The 21,351-nt window shown below is 65.8% G+C and carries 24 protein-coding genes; 18 read left to right on the forward strand and 6 right to left on the reverse strand.

Annotation, left to right across the window (positions count from 1 at the left end; genetic code table 11):
- The first annotated feature begins 52 nt into the window (after positions 1-52).
- The 8 genes from K309_RS0123560 to K309_RS0123595 all read left to right on the forward strand — a co-directional run bounded on the left by K309_RS0123560 (position 53) and on the right by K309_RS0123595 (position 6,080).
- Positions 53-1,045: an asparaginase gene (locus K309_RS0123560; RefSeq protein WP_029048698.1), complete on the forward strand. Its 993-nt coding sequence runs from the start codon at positions 53-55 to the stop codon at positions 1,043-1,045.
- A 112-nt stretch (positions 1,046-1,157) separates the two neighbouring features.
- Positions 1,158-1,532 carry a 30S ribosomal protein S6 gene (gene rpsF / locus K309_RS0123565; RefSeq protein WP_029048699.1) on the forward strand — a complete coding sequence of 125 codons (375 nt, stop codon included), beginning with the start codon at positions 1,158-1,160 and terminating at the stop codon, positions 1,530-1,532.
- Positions 1,533-1,609: 77 nt separating this feature from the next.
- Positions 1,610-1,909, forward strand: a complete 300-nt coding sequence (gene priB / locus K309_RS0123570; protein WP_029048700.1) for a primosomal replication protein N — start codon at positions 1,610-1,612, stop codon at positions 1,907-1,909.
- Positions 1,910-1,912: 3 nt separating this feature from the next.
- Positions 1,913-2,191, forward strand: coding sequence for a 30S ribosomal protein S18 (gene rpsR, locus K309_RS0123575; protein ID WP_011298166.1), 279 nt, complete (start codon positions 1,913-1,915; stop codon positions 2,189-2,191).
- Positions 2,192-2,222: 31 nt separating this feature from the next.
- Positions 2,223-2,675 (forward strand): 50S ribosomal protein L9, encoded by a 453-nt coding sequence (gene rplI / locus K309_RS0123580; RefSeq protein ID WP_029048701.1) that lies wholly within the window; start codon positions 2,223-2,225, stop codon positions 2,673-2,675.
- A 173-nt stretch (positions 2,676-2,848) separates the two neighbouring features.
- On the forward strand, positions 2,849-4,240 hold the full coding sequence (locus tag K309_RS0123585; protein WP_029048702.1) for a replicative DNA helicase: 1,392 nt from the start codon (positions 2,849-2,851) through the stop codon (positions 4,238-4,240).
- Positions 4,241-4,432: 192 nt separating this feature from the next.
- Positions 4,433-5,059: a DUF47 domain-containing protein gene (locus tag K309_RS0123590; protein ID WP_029048703.1), complete on the forward strand. Its 627-nt coding sequence runs from the start codon at positions 4,433-4,435 to the stop codon at positions 5,057-5,059.
- A 13-nt stretch (positions 5,060-5,072) separates the two neighbouring features.
- Positions 5,073-6,080, forward strand: a complete 1,008-nt coding sequence (locus K309_RS0123595; RefSeq protein ID WP_029048704.1) for an inorganic phosphate transporter — start codon at positions 5,073-5,075, stop codon at positions 6,078-6,080.
- Between the two features lie 70 nt (positions 6,081-6,150).
- Here the strand turns inward: K309_RS0123595 and K309_RS0123600 are convergent, their stop codons facing one another.
- The 5 genes from K309_RS0123600 to K309_RS0123620 all read right to left on the reverse strand — a co-directional run bounded on the left by K309_RS0123600 (position 6,151) and on the right by K309_RS0123620 (position 10,484).
- Entirely contained in the window at positions 6,151-6,822 is a 672-nt protein-coding gene (locus K309_RS0123600; RefSeq protein WP_029048705.1) for a C40 family peptidase, read from the reverse strand.
- A gap of 47 nt (positions 6,823-6,869) precedes the next feature.
- Complete coding sequence (locus K309_RS0123605; RefSeq protein WP_035878244.1) at positions 6,870-7,277, reverse strand: hypothetical protein; 408 nt, start codon at positions 7,275-7,277, stop codon at positions 6,870-6,872.
- Positions 7,278-7,408: 131 nt separating this feature from the next.
- Entirely contained in the window at positions 7,409-9,112 is a 1,704-nt protein-coding gene (locus K309_RS0123610) for a PhoH family protein (RefSeq protein ID WP_029048707.1), read from the reverse strand.
- Between the two features lie 375 nt (positions 9,113-9,487).
- Entirely contained in the window at positions 9,488-9,952 is a 465-nt protein-coding gene (locus tag K309_RS0123615) for a peroxiredoxin (RefSeq protein WP_029048708.1), read from the reverse strand.
- Positions 9,953-10,094: 142 nt separating this feature from the next.
- Entirely contained in the window at positions 10,095-10,484 is a 390-nt protein-coding gene (locus K309_RS0123620; protein WP_029048709.1) for an Mth938-like domain-containing protein, read from the reverse strand.
- Between the two features lie 354 nt (positions 10,485-10,838).
- Here K309_RS0123620 and K309_RS0123625 point away from each other — a divergent pair, with 354 nt between their 5' ends.
- The 7 genes from K309_RS0123625 (at position 10,839) to crcB (ending at position 17,491) form a co-directional block, all read left to right on the forward strand.
- Complete coding sequence (locus tag K309_RS0123625) at positions 10,839-12,074, forward strand: pyridoxal phosphate-dependent aminotransferase (protein ID WP_029048710.1); 1,236 nt, start codon at positions 10,839-10,841, stop codon at positions 12,072-12,074.
- A gap of 49 nt (positions 12,075-12,123) precedes the next feature.
- Positions 12,124-13,434 (forward strand): homoserine dehydrogenase, encoded by a 1,311-nt coding sequence (locus K309_RS0123630; RefSeq protein WP_029048711.1) that lies wholly within the window; start codon positions 12,124-12,126, stop codon positions 13,432-13,434.
- A gap of 22 nt (positions 13,435-13,456) precedes the next feature.
- Complete coding sequence (gene thrC / locus K309_RS0123635; protein WP_029048712.1) at positions 13,457-14,905, forward strand: threonine synthase; 1,449 nt, start codon at positions 13,457-13,459, stop codon at positions 14,903-14,905.
- Positions 14,906-15,088: 183 nt separating this feature from the next.
- Complete coding sequence (locus tag K309_RS0123640; protein ID WP_035878247.1) at positions 15,089-16,330, forward strand: molybdopterin molybdotransferase MoeA; 1,242 nt, start codon at positions 15,089-15,091, stop codon at positions 16,328-16,330.
- A gap of 36 nt (positions 16,331-16,366) precedes the next feature.
- Positions 16,367-16,624: a molybdopterin converting factor subunit 1 gene (gene moaD, locus K309_RS0123645; RefSeq protein ID WP_029048714.1), complete on the forward strand. Its 258-nt coding sequence runs from the start codon at positions 16,367-16,369 to the stop codon at positions 16,622-16,624.
- A 1-nt stretch (position 16,625) separates the two neighbouring features.
- Positions 16,626-17,111: a molybdopterin synthase catalytic subunit MoaE gene (gene moaE, locus K309_RS0123650; protein WP_029048715.1), complete on the forward strand. Its 486-nt coding sequence runs from the start codon at positions 16,626-16,628 to the stop codon at positions 17,109-17,111.
- Positions 17,111-17,491, forward strand: a complete 381-nt coding sequence (gene crcB, locus K309_RS0123655) for a fluoride efflux transporter CrcB (RefSeq protein WP_029048716.1) — start codon at positions 17,111-17,113, stop codon at positions 17,489-17,491. The genes moaE and crcB overlap by 1 nt, the downstream gene beginning before the upstream one ends.
- Here crcB and K309_RS37200 read toward each other — a convergent pair.
- Complete coding sequence (locus tag K309_RS37200) at positions 17,473-18,339, reverse strand: alpha/beta fold hydrolase (RefSeq protein WP_156914435.1); 867 nt, start codon at positions 18,337-18,339, stop codon at positions 17,473-17,475. The genes crcB and K309_RS37200 overlap by 19 nt on opposite strands.
- A gap of 225 nt (positions 18,340-18,564) precedes the next feature.
- Here K309_RS37200 and K309_RS0123665 point away from each other — a divergent pair, with 225 nt between their 5' ends.
- From K309_RS0123665 to K309_RS0123675, 3 genes are all read left to right on the forward strand, one after another.
- Positions 18,565-19,227: a TetR/AcrR family transcriptional regulator gene (locus K309_RS0123665; RefSeq protein ID WP_029048717.1), complete on the forward strand. Its 663-nt coding sequence runs from the start codon at positions 18,565-18,567 to the stop codon at positions 19,225-19,227.
- A complete protein-coding gene (locus K309_RS0123670; RefSeq protein ID WP_029048718.1) occupies positions 19,224-20,006 on the forward strand; it encodes an enoyl-CoA hydratase/isomerase family protein in 783 nt (260 codons plus the stop codon). The genes K309_RS0123665 and K309_RS0123670 overlap by 4 nt, the downstream gene beginning before the upstream one ends.
- A gap of 77 nt (positions 20,007-20,083) precedes the next feature.
- Entirely contained in the window at positions 20,084-21,271 is a 1,188-nt protein-coding gene (locus K309_RS0123675; RefSeq protein ID WP_029048719.1) for a substrate-binding domain-containing protein, read from the forward strand.
- Positions 21,272-21,351 lie beyond the last annotated feature (80 nt).

A 21,351-nucleotide genomic window follows, 5' to 3' on the forward strand; every position in this document is an offset into this window, starting at 1 on the left:
TGCCCGGCGCATGCGTTCCCTTCCTCTTTCTGTTTCCTGAGCCCCAGCACCCATGACCCAATTGCCTCGCATCGTTGTACTGGCTACCGGCGGCACCATTGCCGGCGCTTCCGGCAACCCCGCCAGCAGCGCGCACTACCAGGCGGCCACGGTGCCCGTGTCGTCGTTGCTGGCGGCGGTGCCGGCGCTGAAGTCGGTGGCGCGGATCGAAGCCGAGCAGGTGGCGCAGGTTGACAGCAAGGACATGACCTTCGCGCTGTGGGCCGCGCTGGCGGCTCGCGTCGAGCACTGGTCGGCGCAGGCGGATGTGGCGGGCATCGTGATCACGCACGGCACCGATACGCTGGAAGAAACGGCGATGGCGCTGCACCTGACCCAGGCGTGCCCGGTCCCGGTGGTGATGACGGCGGCGATGCGGCCCTCCACCTCGCTGTCCGCCGACGGGCCGCTCAACCTGCTTGACGCGGTACGGGTGGCGGCGCATCCGGATGCGCGCGGCAAGGGCGTCCTGGTGGTGCTGAACCAGCAGATCCACGCGGCGCGCGATGTTGCCAAGGCGCATACCTCGGCGGTGGACGCCTTCGTGTCCCAATGCGGGCCGCTCGGGATGGTGCAGGACGACTACGTGCGCTTTGGGCGCACGCCGCGGCAGGCATGGGCGATCGGGCCGATGCCGCGCGCATGGCCGGTGGTCGAGATCGTGGCGAGCTACGCACAGCCGGGCCGGATCGCCGTCGATGCGCTGGTGCAGGCTGGCGTGGCGGGCCTGGTGGTGGCCGCCGCCGGCAATGGTTCCATCCATGAAGCGCTGGCGGAGGCCCTGGTGGATGCGGCCGCGGCTGGCGTGGCGGTGGTGCGCAGTTCGCGCACCGGCGCCGGCCATGTGGCGATTCCGGCGCACCCGAGCCCGTCCGATGGCGTTTTCGTCTCTGCCGCAGATCTGAATCCTTACAAGGCGAGGGTGTTGCTGACACTGGCGCTTGCGGCCGATCCCGCGCTGGCGCAGGATCCCGTGCGCCTGCAGGCATCCTTTGCCAAGGCCTGAGGCAGCCTTGCCGCTTGCGCGGCCGGCTGGCACCGGGCTATAATTTAAGGCTATTCAACCTTGCCACACCGGACTCGTGACGCCCGGGTGGCTAATCCCAAAAGGAGCGTCAATGCGTCATTACGAAATCGTCTTCATCGTCCACCCGGACCAGAGCGAACAAGTGCCGGCCATGATCGAGCGCTACAAGCAGCTCGTGACCTCGCAGAACGGCAACGTTCACCGCGTGGAAGACTGGGGCCGTCGCCAGATGGCCTACATGATCCAGAAGCTGGCCAAGGCTCACTACGTTTGCCTGAACATCGAATGCGGCAAGGACACGCTGGCTGAACTGGAACACGCGTTCAAGTTCAACGATGCCGTGCTGCGCCACCTGATCGTGCAGACCAAGAAGGCTGAAACCGCTCCTTCGCCGATGATGAAGGAAGTGCAGCGCGAAGAAGCCCGCAAGGCCGCGCAAACGACCACCGAAGGCCAGGCCGCCTGAGTGCGGACTGCGGTGCGAGCCCTGGCTGACAGCGTCGGCCGCGGCAGCACGAATGGCAAACAGCAAGAGGCCCCGCGTTGAACCAGCTTCGGCTTGCCGCCACCCTGGCGGAACGCGATGCCCTGCGCTATACCCCGGCCGGGGTGCCCGTCGTGAACTGCATCTTGCAGTACAGCGGCGAGGCAGTCGAGGCGGAAACGCCGCGCCAGGTCGAGTTTGCCATTGCAGCGATGGGGATCGGGCCGGTTGGCCAGCGGCTTGAGCGATTGCCGCTCGGCACGCTGCTCGACTGCGAAGGATTCCTCGCCCGCAGGCACCGCAACAGCAAGGCTCTCGTCTTTCACATCACCGGATGTAAAGCATTCGCAAAGGATTGAATCATGGCATTCATCAAACGTGACAACAAGAACAAGAAGCGCTTCCAGCAACAGAACCCGCTGTTCAAGCGCAAGCGCTTCTGCCGCTTCACCGTGGCTGGCGTGGAACAGATCGACTACAAGGATCTGGACACCCTGAAGGACTTCATCGGCGACAACGGCAAGATCACGCCGGCCCGCCTGACCGGTACCAAGGCTCACTATCAGCGTCAGCTGGATACGGCCATCAAGCGCGCGCGTTTCCTCGCGCTGATGCCGTACACCGACCTGCACAAGAACTGATAGGCCCTAGGTCCGTAACGGAGAGAACACGATGCAAGTCATTCTGCTGGAAAAAGTCATCAACCTGGGCAACCTGGGTGACATCGTCAAGGTGAAGGACGGTTACGCCCGTAACTTCCTGATCCCGTCGAAGAAGGCGCGCCGCGCCACGCAAACCGCGATCGGCGAATTCGAAGTCAAGCGCGCCGAGCTGGAAAAGGCCGCTGCCGAGAAGCTGGCCGCCGCGCAAGCCGAAGGCGAGAAGCTGAACGGCCTGACCGTCCAGATCAGCCAGAAGTCGGGTGTTGACGGCCGTCTGTTCGGCTCGGTCACCAACGCCGACATCGCCGTGGCCCTGGAAGGCCAAGGCTTCAAGGTCGAGAAGGCTCAGGTTCGCCTGCCGAACGGCCCGCTGAAGATGGTGGGCGACCACCCGATCAGCGTCGCGCTGCACACCGACGTCGTGGTCGACGTGACCGTGTCGGTGCTGGGCGAGCAGGTCTAAGACCGGCGCAGCGACGCCGCGCTGCGGCGCCGCCCCGAAGCACTGCAAGCAGAAAAGGCAGGAGCCCTGGCTCCTGCCTTTTTTTGTTGCCCGCTTGCGCTGGCTGGCGGGTGTCGTGCAAATGTCCGGTGTAGTGCGTCCTCCAGCCGCGTCACGCCTTATAATCCCTCCCCATGAACGCGCCCGTCGCCGACCCCCAACTCGATAACCTCAAGGTCCCGCCGCATTCCATTGAAGCCGAGCAGTCGGTGCTCGGTGGCCTGCTGCTGGACAATGCCGCCTGGGACCGCATTGCGGACTTCCTTTCGGAGGCGGATTTCTACCGCTTCGACCACCGGATGATCTTCCAGAGCATCGCCCGGTTGATCTCGGCCACCAAGCCGGCCGACGTGATCACGGTCTATGAAATGCTGCAGGTTGCGGGCAAGGCCGAGGAAGTTGGCGGGCTGGCGTACCTGAATTCGCTGGCACAGAACACGCCCAGCGCGGCCAATATCCGTCGCTATGCGGAGATCGTGCGCGAGCGTGCGGTGCTGCGCAAGCTGGTCACCGTGGCCGACGACATCGCCTCGGCCGCCTTCGCGCCCAAGGGGCGGGAAGTCCGCGAGCTGCTGGACGAAGCCGAATCCAAGGTGTTTGCGATTGCCGAAGAGGGCGCGCGCGGCCAGGCAGGCTTCCAGGAAATCCAGCCGCTGCTGACGCAGGTGGTGGAGCGCATCGACGAGCTTTACCATCGCGACAGCACCAGCGACGTGACCGGCGTGCCCACGGGCTTCGTGGACCTGGACCGGATGACCAGCGGCATGCAGGGCGGCGACCTGATCATCGTGGCGGGCCGCCCCTCGATGGGTAAGACCGCGTTCTCGCTGAACATCGGCGAGCATGTGGCGGTGGAGCAGGGCCTGCCGGTGGCGGTGTTCTCGATGGAAATGGCCGGCACGCAGCTGGCCATGCGTATGCTGGGCTCGGTCGGCCGGCTGGACCAGCACCGGCTGCGTACCGGCCGCCTGCTGGATGAAGACTGGCCACGCCTGACGCATGCCATCCAGCGCATGAACGATGCACAGCTGTTCATCGATGAGACCCCGGCGCTGAATCCGATGGAACTACGGGCACGCTCGCGCCGCCTGGCGCGCCAGTGCGGGCAGCTCGGCCTGATCATCATCGACTACCTGCAGCTGATGTCGGGCTCCGGCGGCGGTGAGAACCGCGCGACGGAAATTTCAGAAATTTCCCGTTCGCTGAAGGGGCTGGCCAAGGAACTCAACTGCCCGGTGATCGCGCTGTCGCAGCTGAACCGAAGCCTGGAACAGCGCCCCAACAAGCGTCCGGTGATGTCCGACCTGCGCGAATCCGGCGCTATCGAACAGGATGCCGACGTGATCCTGTTCATCTACCGCGACGAGGTCTACAACCCCGATTCGCAGGACAAGGGCACCTCCGAAATCATTATCGGCAAGCAGCGTAACGGCCCGATCGGCACGGTGCGGCTGACCTTCCTGGGCCAGTTCACCAAGTTCGACAACTTCACCGGCGGCCCGGCGTTCTTCGACAACGACACCTGACGAAGTCAAGCCCGCCCGCGAGATCGCGCCGCAGGCCGTATCGTTTGTGCCGAATCGGCGGGCAATGTCCGCGTAACCCTGTAAAATATTGCGCTTTGATGACAGCCGCCCACCCGGCGGCTGTCGTGCTTCGCGTTCAATCCATCTGCAACACATCAGCAGCGCTACTCGCGCCGCCTTAAGGAACATTCCATGTTCGGCCGATTCATGCCCACCGAGGGCAAGTTCTTCGAATATTTCAACCAGCACGCCGACTGCGCGGTGACCGCCGCCCACGAGCTCCAGGCCCTGGTCAACGACCTGCCCAACGCCGAGGCGCATGCCCGCCGCGTCCAGGCCACCGAGAAGAAGGCCGACCGGATCACGCACGACACCATCGACCTGCTGCACAAGACTTTCATCACGCCGCTGGACCGCGACGAGATCCACAAGCTCATCACGACCATGGACGATATCCTGGACCTGATGGAAGACGTGGCCGAGACCATCTCGCTGTACGACGTGACCAACCTGACCGAAGAGGCGTTGCGCCTGGCCGCGATCTGCGTGCAGTGCTGCGACCAGGTCAAGATCGCGGTGGGCCTGCTCGAGGACATGGGGAACGCCAGCACCATCCTGAAGACCGCCCAGCAGATCGACCAGCTCGAGTCCGAGGCCGACCGCGTGATGCGCTCGGCGATGTCGAAGCTGTTCCGCGACGAGACCGACGTGAAGCGCCTGATCAAGCTGAAGGCCATCTACGAACAGCTCGAGACGATCACCGACAAGTGCGAGGACGTCGCCAACATCATCGAAGGCATCGTCCTGGAAAACGCCTGAGGCGGCAATCGGCATGCAGACCATTCAAATGAGCCTGTGGGTGATTGCCCTGCTGGTGGCGCTCGCGCTGCTGTTCGACTTCATGAACGGCTTCCATGACGCGGCCAACTCGATCGCTACGGTGGTGTCCACCGGCGTGCTCAAGCCGCACCATGCGGTGGCGATGGCGGCGATGTGCAACGTCGTCGCAATCTTCGTCTTTCACCTGAAGGTGGCGGCTACCGTGGGCACCGGCACCATCGATGTCGGGATCGTCGACCACTACGTCATCTTCGGCGCCCTGGTGGGCGCGATCGCCTGGAACGTCATTACCTGGTACTACGGCATCCCGTCGTCGTCATCGCACGCACTGATCGGCGGGCTGGTGGGCGCGGCGGTGGCCAAGGCCGGCACCGGTGCGCTGGTCGGCAGCGGTCTGCTGAAGACCGTGGCCTTTATCCTGATCTCGCCGTTCCTGGGTTTCCTGCTCGGCTCGATCATGATGGTGATGGTGGGCTGGACCTTCTTCCGCACGCCGCCGTCGCGGGTGGACCGCTGGTTCCGCCGGCTGCAGCTGGTGTCGGCCTCGCTGTACAGCCTGGGCCATGGCGGCAATGACGCGCAGAAGACCATCGGCATCATCTGGATGCTGCTGATCGCCAGTGGCCACGTGATGGCCGGCGGCCAGCCGCCGACGTGGGTGATCGTGAGCTGCTATGTGGCCATCGGCATGGGCACGCTGTTCGGCGGCTGGCGCATCGTGCGCACCATGGGACAGAAGATCACCAAGCTCAAACCGGTGGGCGGCTTCTGTGCCGAGACCGGCGGGGCGCTGACGCTGTTCTTTGCCTCGGCGCTGGGTGTGCCGGTATCGACCACGCATACGATCACGGGAGCTATCGTCGGCGTCGGCTCGGCGCAGAAGATGTCCGCGGTGCGCTGGGGCGTGGCCGGCAACATCGTGTGGGCCTGGGTGCTGACGATTCCGGCATCGGCCTTCATGGCAGCGATCGCATGGTGGATCGGGCGTCATATCCTGTAACGCGGGATTGGCCACTCATGCAAAAAGCCAGGCAGCTGCCTGGCTTTTTGTTTGCCCGCGTGCCGGGCGCTCAGCGGTTGGCGAAGGCGGCGATGGGATCGTCGTCGTCGGGCAGCGGGGCCGGTTCCGGTACCAGTGGCGCCGGCGCAGGGACCGGTGTGGCTGGCGCAGGCAGGTTGATCGCGCCGGAGACCACCCGCCGTGCGCCGTTGTAGCGCGAGGCCCAATAGGGCTTGCCCATGTCCTCCAGCCGTACGGTGCCGCCGGACGATGGTGCATGGACAAAGCGGTTCTGGCCGACGTAGATGCCGACATGCGAGTTGGTACGTCCGGTGGTGTTGAAGAACACCAGGTCGCCCGAAGCGACTTCGCTGCGGTCGAGCGCGCTTCCACGGGTGCCCATGGCTTCGGTAGTGCGCGGCAGGTTGACGTTGGCGGCACGGGATACCACATAGCGCACCAACCCGCTGCAATCGAAGCCGGCATCCGGCGTGTTGCCGCCGTAGCGGTACGGCGTGCCGACCAGCGACATCGCCTGGATCGAGATCTCCTCCAGCCCGGCGCTGGGATCGACCATGGGCTTGCCGGGCGTGCGCGGCAAGCTGCCATGGCGAGAGGGTGGGGAACTGGCGCACGCCGCGAGCAGCAGTGCGGTGGCACAGAGCAGCGGCAGGCCTGCCCTGGCGAGCGGCCCCGGCGGGGCGGGAGGACTGGAAGAACTATGGGTACGGCGCAATGGCATCGCTGGATTCCGGTCGCCGGCCTGCCGGCGCACCGGAAACCTTGCCGCTACCAGCGTAGCTGGGCGTTGCGCGTGCCGGTGCTGACCTTGATCGACTTGGGCTGGCCCTTGTAACTGGCTTCGATATTGTAGCTGCCTTCTGGCGCACGTATCAGGCAGCGGGGGCCGGCGGCGCGAAAGGTTGCGACCTCCTGTTCGTCGCGTACCAGCTTGACCGCGACGTCGGACAGGAACTCGCCCGCGGCGCCCTGCGTGAACAGGATACCGATATTGAAATCCTTCTCGCGCGCGGCAAGCGCCTGGCGCTCGTCTTCGGCGACTCCGCCACAGACATAGCTGACCGGGCCCATGGTGCGGATCACCAGGTCGTCAGCCGCGGCGCGCGCCTGGAGCGGGCAGGCCAGGGCCATGGCAGCGCCAATCAGCGCGGCCAGGCGGAGATGCTGTTGGTTCATCGACACGCCTCCAGTGGGGATGCGGGACAACAAGCGGACGTGCGGACATCATAGCCGCATTGCGCTTGCCGCTCACGACAGCGGGTCCGGGCGCCCGCCTGCAAGGCAGGGCGCCCGGGCTGCCGCCCGCGTCAGAGTACGTCGCCGGCGTGGTCGGCCAGGCGCGAGCGCTCGCCGCGCGCGAGTGTGATATGCCCGCTGTGGCTCCAGCCCTTGAAGCGGTCCACCACGTAGGTCAGGCCGGACGAACCTTCGGTCAGGTACGGCGTGTCGATCTGCGCGATATTGCCCAGGCAGATGATCTTGGTACCGGGGCCCGCGCGCGTCACCAGCGTCTTCATCTGCTTTGGCGTCAGGTTCTGCGCCTCGTCGATGATGACGAACTTGTTGACGAAGGTGCGGCCGCGCATGAAGTTCATGCTCTTGACCTTGATGCGCGAGCGGATCAGCTCCTGCGTGGCGGCGCGGCCCCAGTCGCCGGCGCTGTCATCGCTCTTCTGCAGCACTTCGAGGTTGTCGTCGAATGCGCCCATCCACGGCTGCATCTTCTCTTCCTCGGTCCCGGGCAGAAAGCCGATGTCCTCGCCGACCGGCACGGTGGCGCGGGTGACGATGATCTCGTTGTAGAGCTTCTGGTCGAGCACCTGCTCCAGCCCAGCCGCCAGTGCCAGCAGCGTCTTGCCGGTACCGGCCTGGCCCAGCAGCGTGACGAAGTCGATATCCGGATTCATCAGCAGGTTGAGCGCGAAGTTCTGCTCGCGGTTGCGCGCGGTCACGCTCCACACATTGTTCTTGTGGTGCGTGTAGTCCTTGAGCGTCTGCAGCAGCGCGGTCTTGCCGTTGATTTCCTTGACCTGCGCATACAGAGGCAGGCTGCCGTCGACCGGTTCCAGGTAGACAAACTGGTTGACCAGGAAAGAGGGCACCAGCGGGCCGGTCAGGCGGTAGAACATTGCGCCGGACTTGGGATCCTGCCAGCTTTCCACGCCCTTGCCGTGCCTGGCCCAGAACTCGCCGGGCAACTGCATCACGCCGGCGTAGAGCAGGTCCTTGTCTTCCAGGACCTGGTCGTTGTAGTAGTCCTCCGCCGGCAGGCCGAGTGCGCGCGCCTTGATGCGCATGTTGATGTCTTTGGACACCAGCACGACCTGGCGCTCGGGGTATTGCTGCTGCAACGCGCTGACCACGCCCAGGATCTGGTTGTCGGCCTTGCCCTGCGGCAGGCCCTCGGGCAGCTTGATATCGTTCAGCCGCGTCTGGAAGAACAGCTTGCCCTGCGCGTCGCGGTTGCCAAGCTTTTCCAGCGGCAAGCCTTCGTCGAGTACGCCGTCGGTGCCGCCCACCAGCGAATCGAGCGTGCGGCTGACCATGCGCGCGTTGCGCGCGACTTCGCTCATGCCCTTCTTGTGGTTGTCCAGTTCTTCGAGCGTCATCATCGGCAGATAGATGTCGTGTTCCTCGAAGCGGAAGAGCGAGGTCGGGTCGTGCATCAGCACGTTGGTGTCGAGCACGAACAGCTTGCTCGGGCCTTCGGCCTTGCGCGCGCGGCGGGAGGTGCCGGCCACGGGCTTGACCAGGCTGACCGGCGGGGCGCTGGCCGTGGGCGCGGGCCCGGCCGGGGTTTCGGTGCTGCGGGCGCGGGTACCACCGGCGGCGCGTGCCTTCACGGCAGGCGCCTTGGCCTCGCCGGTTTCCAGCAATGCCACGCGCTCGAGTGCCGGCACAGGTTTCTTCGACTGTGTGGCGGACTTGGCCTTGGGCACCGCGGAGACCGGAGCGAATTCGCTCGGGTCCAGCAATTGGGCAGGCTTGGCGGGCATGGTAGGCAGCGGCATGCTTGGCTTTCCTTTCAGGGGGACGAGAGAGGGGCTAAGGCGTCCGTGCCGCGACGCGCAACTGCGTCGTGGTCAGGGACCGGGGCATGCATGCGCGAGGCACCCGGCGCGGACAGGCATGAGCGCAAACAAAAAAGCCGCCATGCCTGCATAACAGGGTTGGCGGCTTCTTTGCGGACCGGCGGCACGGCAGGTCCGCGACCGGCCTGTGGCGCGAACCGCCTGGGCCGGGAAGTCGAATCAGCGTGGCATCCGGAATCTGAACTCATTACGGGCCAATGTATCCGAAGGCCCCGGGTTTGGCAATTGGGTTTGCCAACCCTTTGCGGCGCCGGCTGTACGCTGTGTCGCAGGCACGCAAAAACGCGCAAGACCTCAGATGGCGCGCACCAGTTCCAGGATTTCGTCGACATGGTTCGGCACCTTGATGCCGCGCAGCTCGTGCCGCAGGATGCCCTTGCCGTCGATGACAAAGGTGCTGCGCTCGATGCCGCGGTACTCCTTGCCATAAAGCTTTTTCATCTTGATGACATCGAACAGCGAGCACACCGCTTCGTCGGCATCGGAGATCAGTTCGAACGGCAGCTCGAGCTTGGCCTTGAAGTTCTCGTGCGAGCGGATGCTGTCGCGCGAGATGCCGAAGACCTGCACGCCAGCCTTGGTGAAATCGTCATACTGGTCGCGGAAGTTCATGGCCTCCGTGGTGCAACCCGGCGTGTTGTCCTTCGGGTAGAAGTACAGCACCACCGTCTTGCCGCGGAAGTCGGCAAGGCGGAAGGTAGCGTCGCCGGTCATCGGCGCGCTGAAGTCGGGTACGGCCTTGTTGAGACTGATCGTCATTCTTGTGGCTCCTGGGCAAGGGGCAGGGTGATTCGGGAAGGGGGGGCTGCCACCTTAGCGGGAGCAGATTGGGGCGCGCCCCCGGACTTCAAGCGTGCCGTGGGCTCAACTTGCGTGGGCGCCGGGCGATCCTGCTTCGGCGTCAGGCAGCGTCGGCAGCCGGTTCGAGCAGCAGCACCGCAGCCACCTTGCGGCCCTCGGCCATCAGGATGTTGTAGGTGCGGCAGGCGGCCTGCATGTCCATCGCGTCGACGCCCACATGGCGGCGCGACAGCGACGCGGTCAGGCGCGGATGCGGGAAGCGCAGGCGGGAGCCTGTGCCGAGCAGCACGACTTCGGGCCCGAGTTCGGCCAGTTGCTCGAAATGAACCGGCTCCAGGTCTTCGAAGCGGCTCACCGGCCAGGGCCGGATCTCGCCTTCCGGCATGACCAGGATCGAGGTGGTGTGGCGGACGAGGTTGATCTCGATGTAGTCAGGCCCATAGGCCGTGACGGTATTCAGCGACGGGGTCTGGTCGGCGTGGAGTTTCACTTGGGGGCCTCTGCGGCGACCGCCGCCGGTTGCCTGGCCGGCCCGTGGGGCGGATGGCCGACAGCGCGGGCGGACGTGGTGTGACGGGCAGGACAGGCGCAGGGGCGGGCACTGGCCCGCAGTCGCTTGCCGTACGCGCCGCTGGCGTACGCTGCAATGCAAGAATCCCTGCCGAAGTCTGTCATAATCCGATAAATTATAGCTTTTGCCTCCCTGTTTGCCACGCCCGGGCCACGTCCGCGTTGCATTGCAGCGGACGGTGCCTCCGCGTTCGTTCAGATTTAGCCAGATATTCTGCCCGGTGCCGCCGACGCGGCACACTATCCCTGCCCGACAGCCTGCCCCGACATTGCCGTGAAACCCATCCAGAAATCCAACAAACTCAATAACGTTTGCTACGACATCCGCGGTCCGGTGCTGGAAAAGGCCAAGCAGATGGAGGAAGAAGGGCACAAGATCATCAAGCTGAATATCGGCAACCTGGCCGTATTCGGTTTTGACGCGCCGGAAGAGATTCAGCAGGACATGATGCGAAACCTGCCGAATTCGGCAGGTTATTCCGATTCCAAGGGCATTTTCGCTGCACGTAAGGCGATCATGCACTATACCCAGCAAAAAAATATCGAAGGCGTTGGCCTGGACGATATTTATGTCGGCAACGGCGCCTCCGAACTGATCGTGATGGCGGTCAACGCGCTGCTCAACACCGGCGACGAAGTGCTGGTGCCGGCGCCCGACTACCCGCTGTGGACGGCCGCGGTCAGCCTGTCGGGCGGCACGCCGGTGCACTATATCTGCGACGAGGCCAACGAGTGGATGCCCGATCCGGCCGATATCCGCGCCCGCATCACGCCGCATACCAAGGCCATCGTCATCATCAACCCGAACAACCCCACCGGGGCGCTGTATTCGGATGAGCTCCTGCTCGAGATCGTTTCCATCGCGCGCGAGCACGGCCTGATCATCTTCGCCGACGAGATCTACGACAAGGTCCTGTACGACGGCGTCACCCACACCTCGATCGCCTCGCTGTCGACCGACGTGCTGACGGTGACCTTCAACGGCCTGTCCAAGAACTACCGCTCGTGCGGCTACCGCGCAGGCTGGATGGTGGTGTCGGGCGACAAGCGCCCGGCCATCGACTACATCGAAGGCCTGAACATGCTGTCGTCGATGCGCCTGTGCGCCAACGTGCCGGGCCAGTGGGCGATCCAGACCGCGCTGGGCGGCTACCAGAGCATCAACGACCTGGTTGCGGAAGGCGGGCGCCTGCGCCGCCAGCGCGACCTGGCCTATGAATTGATCACCGCGATCCCGGGCGTGACCTGCGTCAAGCCCAAGGCAGCGCTGTACCTGTTCCCGAAGCTGGACCTGTCGATGTACCCGGTGCAGGACGACCAGGAGTTCATCTATGAACTGCTGCAGGAGTCCAAGGTGCTGCTGGTGCAAGGCTCCGGCTTCAACTGGGCCAAGCCCGACCATTTCCGCATCGTGTTCCTGCCGCACGAGGAAGACCTGCGCGAGGCCATCAACCGCATCGCGCGCTTCCTCGAGGCGTACCGAAAACGCCACGGCAAGGCAGCGGCCTGATTTCGCGGGCCGCGCCGCAACCCATCCTTAGCAACTCAGAAGATTGTCCATGAACCCCATCAAAGTTGGCCTGCTCGGCATCGGTACCGTCGGTAGCGGCACGTTCAACGTGCTCAAGCGCAACCAGGAAGAAATTCGTCGCCGCGCCGGCCGCGGCATCGAGATTGCCGTGGTGGCCGATCTCAACACCGAACGCGCGCGCGAACTGACCAACGGGGAAGTGGAGATCGTCAGCGACGCCAACGAGGTCGTCAACCGCCCCGACATCGACATCGTCATCGAACTGATCGGCGGCTACGGCGTGGCGCGCGAACTGGTGCTCAAGGCCATCGAGAACGGCAAGCACGTGGTCACCGCCAACAAGGCGCTGCTGGCCGTGCATGGCAACGAGATCTTCGAAGCCGCGCGCAAGAAGGGCGTGATCGTGGCCTTCGAGGCCGCGGTCGCCGGCGGCATCCCCATCATCAAGGCGCTGCGCGAGGGCCTGACCGCCAACCGCATCCAGTGGATCGCCGGCATCATCAACGGCACCACCAACTTCATCCTGTCCGAGATGCGCGACAAGGGCCTGGATTTCGACGTGGTCCTGAAGGAAGCGCAGCAGCTGGGCTATGCCGAGGCCGATCCCACGTTCGACATCGAGGGCGTCGATGCCGCGCACAAGGTCACGCTGATGAGCGCGATCGCGTTCGGCATGCCGGTGCAGTTCGACAAGGCCCACGTGGAAGGCATCACCAAGCTGTCCGCCACCGACATCAAGTACGCCGAGGAACTGGGCTACCGCATCAAGCTGCTGGGCATCACGCGCCGCCGTGAAGACGGCGTGGAGCTGCGCGTGCATCCGACGCTGGTGCCGGCCTCGCGCCTGATCGCCAACGTGGAAGGCGCGATGAACGCCGTGCTGGTGCAGGGCGACGCCGTGGGCGCGACGCTGTACTACGGCAAGGGCGCCGGCGCCGAGCCGACCGCCTCGGCCGTGATCGCCGACCTGGTCGACGTGACCCGCCTGCACACCGCCGACCCGAACCACCGCGTGCCGCACCTGGCGTTCCAGCCGGACGAGCTGTCGAGCGTGCCGGTGCTGCCGATCGAAGAGATCAACAGCTCGTACTACCTGCGCATGCGCGTGGCCGACGAGACCGGCGTGCTGGCCGAGATCACCCGCATCCTGGCCGAGGGCGGCATCTCGATCGACGCCATGCTGCAGAAGGAATCGCGCGAAGGCGAGCCGCAGACCGACATCATCATCCTCACGCACATCACGCGCGAGAAGCACGTCAACGCCGCCATCGCCAAGATCGAGGCGCTGCCGACCGTGCTGTCCGCCGTGACGCGCCTGCGCATGGAAGAACTGAACTAAGCGCAGCTACCGTACCGCACACATGAAATACCAGTCGACCCGCGGCCATGACATGCCGCAATCGTTCTCCGAGATCCTGCTCGGCGGCCTGGCCCCGGATGGCGGCCTGTACCTGCCGAAACAGTATCCGCAAGTCACGGCCGACGAGCTGGAGGCCTGGCGCAAGCTGCCATATGCCGACCTGGCTTATGAAATCCTGCGCAAGTTCTGCGACGACATTCCCGCCGAGGACCTGCGCGCGCTGACGCGCAAGACCTACACCGCCGAGGTGTACTGCAACGCGCGCGAGGGCGACAACACCGCCGACATCACGCCGCTGCGCACGCTGGGCGAAGAGGGCGGCACGAAGCTGCAACTGCTGGGCCTGTCCAACGGCCCGACGCTGGCCTTCAAGGACATGGCGATGCAGCTGCTCGGCAACCTGTTCGAGTACGCGCTCGCCCGCGCCGGCCAGGAGCTGAACATCCTCGGCGCCACCTCCGGCGACACCGGCAGCGCCGCCGAATACGCGATGCGCGGCAAGCGCGGCATCCGCGTGTTCATGCTGAGCCCGCACCGCAAGATGAGCGCGTTCCAGACCGCGCAGATGTTCAGCCTGCAGGACCCCAACATCTTCAACATCGCCATCGAAGGCGTGTTCGATGACGCCCAGGACATCGTCAAGGCCGTCTCCAACGACCACGATTTCAAGGCGCGCCAGAAGATCGGCACGGTCAACTCCATCAACTGGGCGCGCGTGGTGGCCCAGGTGGTGTACTACTTCAAGGGCTGGCTGCTCGCGACCGATGGCCCCGGCCAGAAGGTGTCGTTCTGTGTGCCGTCGGGCAACTTCGGCAATGTCTGCGCCGGCCATATCGCGCGCATGATGGGCCTGCCCATCGACAAGCTGGTGGTCGCCACCAATGAGAACGATGTGCTCGACGAGTTCTTCCGCACCGGCGCCTACCGCGTGCGCAAGTCGTCCGAGACCTACCACACCTCCAGCCCGAGCATGGACATCTCCAAGGCCTCGAACTTCGAGCGCTTCGTGTTCGACCTGCTGGGCCAGGACGCCGGCAAGCTGGCCGCGCTGTTCCGCGACGTGGACGAGAAGGGCGGCTTCGACCTGTCGGGCACGCCGGAATTCGACCGCATCCGCGGCGAGTTCGGCTTTGTCTCGGGCCGCAGCACGCACGAGGACCGGGTGGCGACCATCCGCGACATGTCGTCGCGCTATGGCATCACCATCGATACCCACACCGCCGATGGCGTCAAGGTGGCGCGAGAGCATCTCAGTGCCGGCGTGCCGATGGTGGTGCTGGAAACCGCGCTGCCGGCCAAGTTCGCCGACACCATCCGCGAGGCGCTTGGGCACGAGCCGGAGCGTCCGGCCAGGTTCGAAGGCATCGAGAGCCTGCCGCAGCGCTTTGAAGTGATGCCGGCCGACGCCGCCAAGGTCAAGGCCTATATCGCCGGCCGCACCGGCCTGTAAGCGCGTCGGCGCCATGGGCACGCTGCGGCACCGCGGCGTGCCGTGTCCGCGCCAACTCGCTACAATCTGGCTGCGGGCCCGATGCTCGGCCCCCGTATTGCTTTCCCCCTCATGGGTGGAGGCAATACGCGGGCCGTTTTTCATGGGCAGCCAACCCTCTTCGCACACTGTGCACATCGCACCATGACCCAAGCCGCAGCACCTTCCCGTCCCCCGATGCTGACCATGGCCCAGGCGCTCGATGCGCTGCTGTCGGCCGCGCGCCCGCTGGCGCAGGCGGAGCAGGTCGACACGCTTGACGCCAACGGCCGCGTGCTGGCCGCGCCCGTGACCAGCACGCTGCGCGTGCCGCCGGCGGACAACACTTCGATGGATGGCTACGCCATGCGCGCCGCCGACATCCCGGCAGGGGGTACGCGGCTGCGCGTGTCGCAGCGGATTCCGGCGGGGCATGTCGGTTCCGAACTGCAGCCCGGCACCGCCGCGCGCATCTTCACCGGCGGCCTGATCCCGCCGGGTGCCGACGCGGTCGTGATGCAGGAACAATGCACGGCGGAAGGCGAGGACGTGATCGTCAACCATGTGCCGCAATCCGGTGAATGGATCCGGCGCGCGGGTGAGGACATCGAGGCCGGCAGCGTGATCCTGCCCGCGGGCACGCGACTGACGCCGCAGGCGCTGGGCCTGGCCGCGTCGGTCGGCCAGGCGAAGCTGGACGTGGTGCGCCGCGTGCGCGTCGCGGTGTTCTTCACCGGCGATGAACTGGCGATGCCGGGCGAGCCGCTCAAGCCGGGCGCGATCTACAACTCGAATCGCTTCACGCTGCGCGGCTTGCTGGAAAACCTGGGCTGCGAGGTCAGCGACTTAGGCATCGTGCCCGATACGCTGGCCGCCACGCGGGAGACGCTGCGCCGTGCGGCGCAGGGGCACGACCTGATCATCACTTCGGGCGGGGTGTCGGTCGGCGAGGAAGACCATATCAAGCCCGCGGTCGAAGCCGAAGGGCGCCTAGACATGTGGCAGATCGCGATCAAGCCGGGCAAGCCGCTGGCGTTCGGCCAGGTCACCGGCGCGGGCGCCAACCCGGCGTTCTTCCTGGGATTGCCGGGCAACCCGGTGTCGAGCTTCGTCACCTTCCTGCTGTTCGTGCGTCCTTTCATCCTGCGCCTGCAGGGCGTGGCCGACGTGGCGCCGCGCCGCCTGCCGCTGCGCGCCGATTTCGAGCTGAAGAAGGGCGACCGCCGCAACGAGTTCCTGCGCGCGCGCATCAACCGCGAAGGCGGACTGGACCTGTTCTCCAACCAGAGCTCCGGCGTGCTCACGTCCACGGTATGGGGCGACGGGCTGATCGACAACCCGCCCCACCAGGCCATCGCGCGCGGCGATACCGTGCAGTTCATCCCGTTTGACGGCCTGCTTGCATAGCCGGCCCGCATTACCAGCAAGTACACAGAGGCAGTCATGACCATCGAACTACGATTCTTCGCCAGCGTGCGCGAACAGCTCGGCGTGGCCGAGGAGCGCGCCGAGGTGCCGGCCGAGGTGCGCACCGTGGGCGAGCTGCGCCAGTGGCTGCGCCAGCGCGGCGGCGCCTGGGCCGAGACCCTGGCCGAAGGCCGCGCGCTGCGTATGGCGGTCGACCACGCGGTGGCGCGCCCCGATACGGCGATCACCGATGGCTGTGAAGTGGCATTCTTTCCGCCAGTTACCGGAGGCTGAGATGAGCGTCAGGGTGCAGCGCGAGGATTTCGACCTGGGCGCCGAGGTCGCGGCACTGCGCGCCGACAACCCGCAGGTCGGCGCCGTGGCCAGCTTTATCGGCACCGTGCGCGATGTCAGCGAAGGCAGCGCCGTCAGCGCGATGGAGCTGGAGCACTACCCGGGCATGACCGAGAAGGCGCTGGCGCAGATCGAAGCGGCGGCGTGCGCGCGCTGGGAACTGCTGGGCGTCACCATCATCCACCGCGTCGGCCCGCTGCTGCCGCTGGACCAGATCGTGCTCGTCGCGGTCGCATCGAAACATCGCGGCAATGCCTTCGCGGCTTGCGAATTCATCATGGACTACCTCAAGTCCGAAGCGCCATTCTGGAAAAAGGAAGAAACGCCGGAGGGGGCGCGCTGGGTCGACGCGCGCGTGACCGATGAAGACGCGCTGAAGCGCTGGGGTATTACGTCGATCAACGCCAGCGGCGAGGACAAGCCCTGATGGGGCCGTTGGGGTTTGTTGCCGTCGGTGTCGGCGCCGCGGCGGGGGCATGGCTGCGCTGGGGTTTCTCGGTGCTGTGGAATGCGCTCAACCCCGCGCTGCCGTACGGCACGCTGGCCGCCAACCTGCTGGGCGGCTACCTGATCGGGCTGGCCGTCGGTTTTTTCGATACACACGCCGGCCTGCCGCCGGAATGGCGCCTGCTGGCCATCACCGGTTTCCTTGGCGGCCTGACCACATTCTCGACCTTTTCCAGCGAGGTGCTTGCCAACCTGCTTGCCGGCGACTACGGCTGGGCAGCGATGCACCTGCTGCTGCACCTGGGCGGCTCGCTGCTGCTGACCGCGGTGGGGCTCTGGACTTACCGCGTGCTGGCCTGATCCATGAGCGAGCGCAGCACGGCATTGAATGCCTGCGGCTGCTCCATGTGCGGACTGTGGCCAGCGCCGGCGATTACGCCCAGGCCCGCATCGGGCTGCAATGCGTGCGTGGCGATGCCTACCGCCGGCGCATAAAGCCGGCTGGCCTCGCCATAAAGGTGGAACAACGGCACGCGCGCCGCGCGCAGCGTGTCGCGGAAATCCTGCCTCGCCATGTCCTCCCATAGCGCGGCCAGCGTGCCGGCCTCGCAGCTCTCCGCCATCCGCGCAATGTGCTGCATCGCCGCGCCATCGGGGCGCCGTCCTGCCGCCCACAGTCCCAATGCCACCGAAGGCGCCAGCCGCGGCCAGTCCGCGCGGATGCGCGCCGCCATCTGCATGGCCTGGGCCATGTCGTAATGGCCGTGGAGGCCGTGCGGCCATTGCGGGTCGGTGACCAGCCGGGGCGTCATGTCGATGCTGCCGACCGCTGCCAGTGGACAACCCGGATGGTCACGCAGCAGGCTCCATGCCACCATCGCGCCCATCGACCAGCCGACCACCACCACATCGGACAGTCCGAGATGGCCGGCCAGCGCCGCGGCATCGCGCGCCAGCGCCGCGATGGTGGTGCCGGTGGCGTGCCGCGACAGCCCATGGCCGGCATGGTCGGGCGCAATCACCCGGAATCCCGCCCGCGCCAGCGCGCGCTGGCCGTCGAAGGCTTCGCCGTTGACGGACCAGCCGTGCAACAGCAGCAGCGGCTGGCCGTCGCCGGCTTCGCGCCAGCCCGGCAAGAGGCCATGCGCCGGATGGGTAGCAAAGGGCGGGGCGGGGGCGGTGTCACATGCCGAATCGGGAGCGTCCAAGGACGTGTCTCTCCAGGCGGTGGGTAGGAATTGGTGCAACGGGGGCAGGGTGCCCCTCTATTGACATCCACGCCAGTCAATTTATACGATGAAACATGAATCAGATATCAGGTTTTGCCTGCATATCGGTTCCCGGGATGGCGGCAGGCGCGAGGAGGTGCCTGCGGCGTGACCCGAGGCGGCCGGCATTCCAATGACAAGGCGCGCAGCGCCACCGGAGACAAGATGTCCCAGACCGAGACTGGCGAAGTCGGCGAAGTCGGCGAAGCCCGCGAAGCACCCGACATGGCCCACGCCGGCGGCATATGCCCGCCCAAGACCGCGCGCGGGCAGAAGACCCGCGCGGCGCTGCTGCGCGCCGCGGAAAAAGTGTTCGGCGAGAAGGGTTACTACGCCGCGTCGATCTCCGAGATCACGCAGGAAGCCAAGGTCGCCATGGGCACCTTCTACCTCTACTTCAAGGACAAGGAAGATATTTTCCGCGCGCTGGTCAGCCATATGCTGGAACTGGTGCGCGCCCACCTGCGCAAGCACGTGGCCAATGCCGCCAGCCAGATGGAAGCCGAGCGGCTGGGCCTGAAGGCCTTTCTCTCTTTCGTTTCGCGCCACAAGAACCTGTATCGCATCGTGCTGGACTCGTATTCGGTGGACGAGACCATCTACAGCAGCTACTTCCAGGTCTTTGCCGAACTCTACAGCCGGCGGCTGGAGCGCGCCGAAGAGCAGGGCGAGATCGTCCCCGGCGATGCCGAGGTGCGCGCCTGGTGCCTGATCGGCATCAGCAACTTCCTGGGCATGCGCTACGCACGCTGGAAGCGTCCGGCCTCCATGGAGAAGGTGGTCGATACTGCCTTCGACCTGATCGCCCACGGCCTGCAGCCGCGATGACCATGGCCGCAGGTTCGCTGGTCTTGCTCGAACGCAGGGACGGCGTGGCGCTGCTGCGCCTGAACCGGCCGCAGCGGCACAACAGCCTCGTGCCGGCGCTGCTGGAAGCCTTGCTGGCCGCGCTGGACGAGATCGATGCCGACACGTCGATCCGCGCCGTGGTTCTTACGCATGCCGGGCGCAATTTTTCGACCGGCGGCGACGTCGCGGCCTTCGCGGCGCAAGGCGATGGCATAGCCGCTTACGCCAGCGAGCTGCTCGCGCTGCTGAACCGTTCGATCCTGCGCCTCGCGGCGCTGCGCTGTCCGGTGGTGGCGGCCGTCGAGGGCTGGCTGACCGGTGGCTCGCTTGGACTGGTGCTGGCGTGCGACATGGCCGTGCTGGCGCAGGATGCGCGCATCGCACCGTTCTATACGGTGGTGGGTTTCAGCCCGGACGGTGGCTGGACGGCGATGCTGCCGCAGCTGGTCGGTCCGGCACGCTCGCGCGCCTGGCAATTGAACAACACGGTCGTCGCGGCGCCGGATGCCGTCGCGCATGGCCTGGCCTGCGCGCTGTCGGCACCCGGTGCGGCAGAGGCCGATGCAATCGCGCTGGCGCGCGGCCTGGCGGACAAGGTGCCTGGCAGCGTGGCGAGCACCCGCGCGCTGCTGCGCTGGGACGCCGAGGTGCTGGCAGCAGGCCTTGAACGCGAGCGCGCCGCCTTCGTCGCGCAGATTGCCAGGGCGGAGACCGCCGACGGCATGCGCCGCTTCCTTGCCGGGCGAACGCGAGAGTAGCCGGGCAGCAGACATTCCCGCAGTTGCAGCAGGTTCCAGCCCTACCAACACAAAGAGAGCGAACACAGGAGACAGCCATGCAAAGCAACCCCCTCGCCGTACGCGCCCTGGTCATGGCCGCCGGCCTTCTTGCCACCGGCGCCGCGCTGGCCAAGGACATCCGCATCGCCCACGTCTACGACAAGACCGGCGCGCTGGAAGCGTATGCCAAGCAGACCCAGACCGGTCTGCTGATGGGCCTGGAATACGCCACCAACGGCACCATGACCGTCAACGGCAACAAGCTGGTGGTGATCGAAAAGGATACGCAGGGCAAGCCCGACGTGGCCAAGGCACAGCTTGCTGCCGCCTACAGCGACGACCGCGCCGATATCGCTGTCGGCCCGACCTCGTCCGGTACCGCGCTGGCGATGCTGTCCGTGGCCGAGGAATACAAAAAGGTGCTGCTGGTCGAGCCCGCCGTCGCCGATTCGATCACCGGGGACAAGTGGAACCGCTATATCTTCCGTACCGGCCGCAATTCGTCGCAGGACGCGATCTCCAACGCCGTGGCGCTGGACAAGCCGGGCGTGACCATCGCCACGCTGGCGCAGGACTACGCCTTCGGCCGTGATGGCGTGAAGGCGTTCAAGGGCGCGCTCAAGAACGCGAAGATCGTCCATGAGGAATACCTGCCCACCAACACCACGGACTTCACCGCCGGTGCGCAGCGCTTGTTCGATTCGCTCAAGGACAAGCCCGGCCGCAAGGTGATCTTCATCATCTGGGCCGGTGCCGGCAACCCGTTCAAGATCGCCGATCTCGATCCCAGGCGCTACGGCATCGAGATCGCCACCGGCGGCAACATCCTGCCGGCGATGGCCAGCTACAAGAACTTCCCCGGCATGGAGGGGGCCACGTACTACTACTTCGGCATTCCCAAGAACAAGGCCAACGAGTGGCTGGTGTCGAACCACTACAGCAAGTTCAAGGCGCCGCCCGATTTCTTCACCGCCGGCGGCATGACCGCGGGCATCGCGCTGGTCGAGGCGCTGAAGAAGACCAACGGCGACACCGGCACCGACAAGCTGATCATGGCGATGGAAGGGATGTCGTTCGAGACGCCCAAGGGCAAGATGACCTTCCGCAAGGAAGACCACCAGGCGATGCAGTCGATGTATCACTTCAAGATCAAGGTGGACCCGGCCTTTGCCTGGGGCGTGCCTGAACTCGTGCGCGAGATCAAGCCCGAAGAAATGAACGTGCCCGTGCGCAACCAACGCTGATGAGCGCGCCAGCCTCTTCCGCCCCCTCCGCCCCCTCCGCCCGCTCTGCCGGCCTGCCGGCGTCGCAATCGTCCGCTGCG

The organism is Cupriavidus phytohabitans, from assembly GCF_000426345.1.
Classification (GTDB): domain Bacteria; phylum Pseudomonadota; class Gammaproteobacteria; order Burkholderiales; family Burkholderiaceae; genus Cupriavidus.

Excerpts from the sequence above, each read along its gene's own strand:
- thrC (WP_029048712.1), top strand. The coding sequence starts at position 13,457 with ATGAAATACCAGTCGACCCGCGGCCATGACATGCCGCAATCGTTCTCC.
- moaD (WP_029048714.1), top strand. The coding sequence starts at position 16,367 with ATGACCATCGAACTACGATTCTTCGCCAGCGTGCGCGAACAGCTCGGC.
- K309_RS0123595 (WP_029048704.1), top strand. The coding sequence starts at position 5,073 with ATGCAGACCATTCAAATGAGCCTGTGGGTGATTGCCCTGCTGGTGGCG.
- K309_RS0123670 (WP_029048718.1), top strand. The coding sequence starts at position 19,224 with ATGACCATGGCCGCAGGTTCGCTGGTCTTGCTCGAACGCAGGGACGGC.
- K309_RS0123605 (WP_035878244.1), bottom strand. The coding sequence starts at position 7,277 with ATGAACCAACAGCATCTCCGCCTGGCCGCGCTGATTGGCGCTGCCATG.
- K309_RS0123615 (WP_029048708.1), bottom strand. The coding sequence starts at position 9,952 with ATGACGATCAGTCTCAACAAGGCCGTACCCGACTTCAGCGCGCCGATG.
- rpsR (WP_011298166.1), top strand. The coding sequence starts at position 1,913 with ATGGCATTCATCAAACGTGACAACAAGAACAAGAAGCGCTTCCAGCAA.
- rpsF (WP_029048699.1), top strand. The coding sequence starts at position 1,158 with ATGCGTCATTACGAAATCGTCTTCATCGTCCACCCGGACCAGAGCGAA.
- moaE (WP_029048715.1), top strand. The coding sequence starts at position 16,626 with ATGAGCGTCAGGGTGCAGCGCGAGGATTTCGACCTGGGCGCCGAGGTC.
- crcB (WP_029048716.1), top strand. The coding sequence starts at position 17,111 with ATGGGGCCGTTGGGGTTTGTTGCCGTCGGTGTCGGCGCCGCGGCGGGG.
- K309_RS0123630 (WP_029048711.1), top strand. The coding sequence starts at position 12,124 with ATGAACCCCATCAAAGTTGGCCTGCTCGGCATCGGTACCGTCGGTAGC.
- K309_RS0123640 (WP_035878247.1), top strand. The coding sequence starts at position 15,089 with ATGACCCAAGCCGCAGCACCTTCCCGTCCCCCGATGCTGACCATGGCC.
- K309_RS0123585 (WP_029048702.1), top strand. The coding sequence starts at position 2,849 with ATGAACGCGCCCGTCGCCGACCCCCAACTCGATAACCTCAAGGTCCCG.
- K309_RS0123590 (WP_029048703.1), top strand. The coding sequence starts at position 4,433 with ATGTTCGGCCGATTCATGCCCACCGAGGGCAAGTTCTTCGAATATTTC.
- K309_RS0123560 (WP_029048698.1), top strand. The coding sequence starts at position 53 with ATGACCCAATTGCCTCGCATCGTTGTACTGGCTACCGGCGGCACCATT.
- K309_RS0123675 (WP_029048719.1), top strand. The coding sequence starts at position 20,084 with ATGCAAAGCAACCCCCTCGCCGTACGCGCCCTGGTCATGGCCGCCGGC.
- K309_RS0123665 (WP_029048717.1), top strand. The coding sequence starts at position 18,565 with ATGTCCCAGACCGAGACTGGCGAAGTCGGCGAAGTCGGCGAAGCCCGC.
- K309_RS0123600 (WP_029048705.1), bottom strand. The coding sequence starts at position 6,822 with ATGCCATTGCGCCGTACCCATAGTTCTTCCAGTCCTCCCGCCCCGCCG.
- rplI (WP_029048701.1), top strand. The coding sequence starts at position 2,223 with ATGCAAGTCATTCTGCTGGAAAAAGTCATCAACCTGGGCAACCTGGGT.
- K309_RS0123610 (WP_029048707.1), bottom strand. The coding sequence starts at position 9,112 with ATGCCGCTGCCTACCATGCCCGCCAAGCCTGCCCAATTGCTGGACCCG.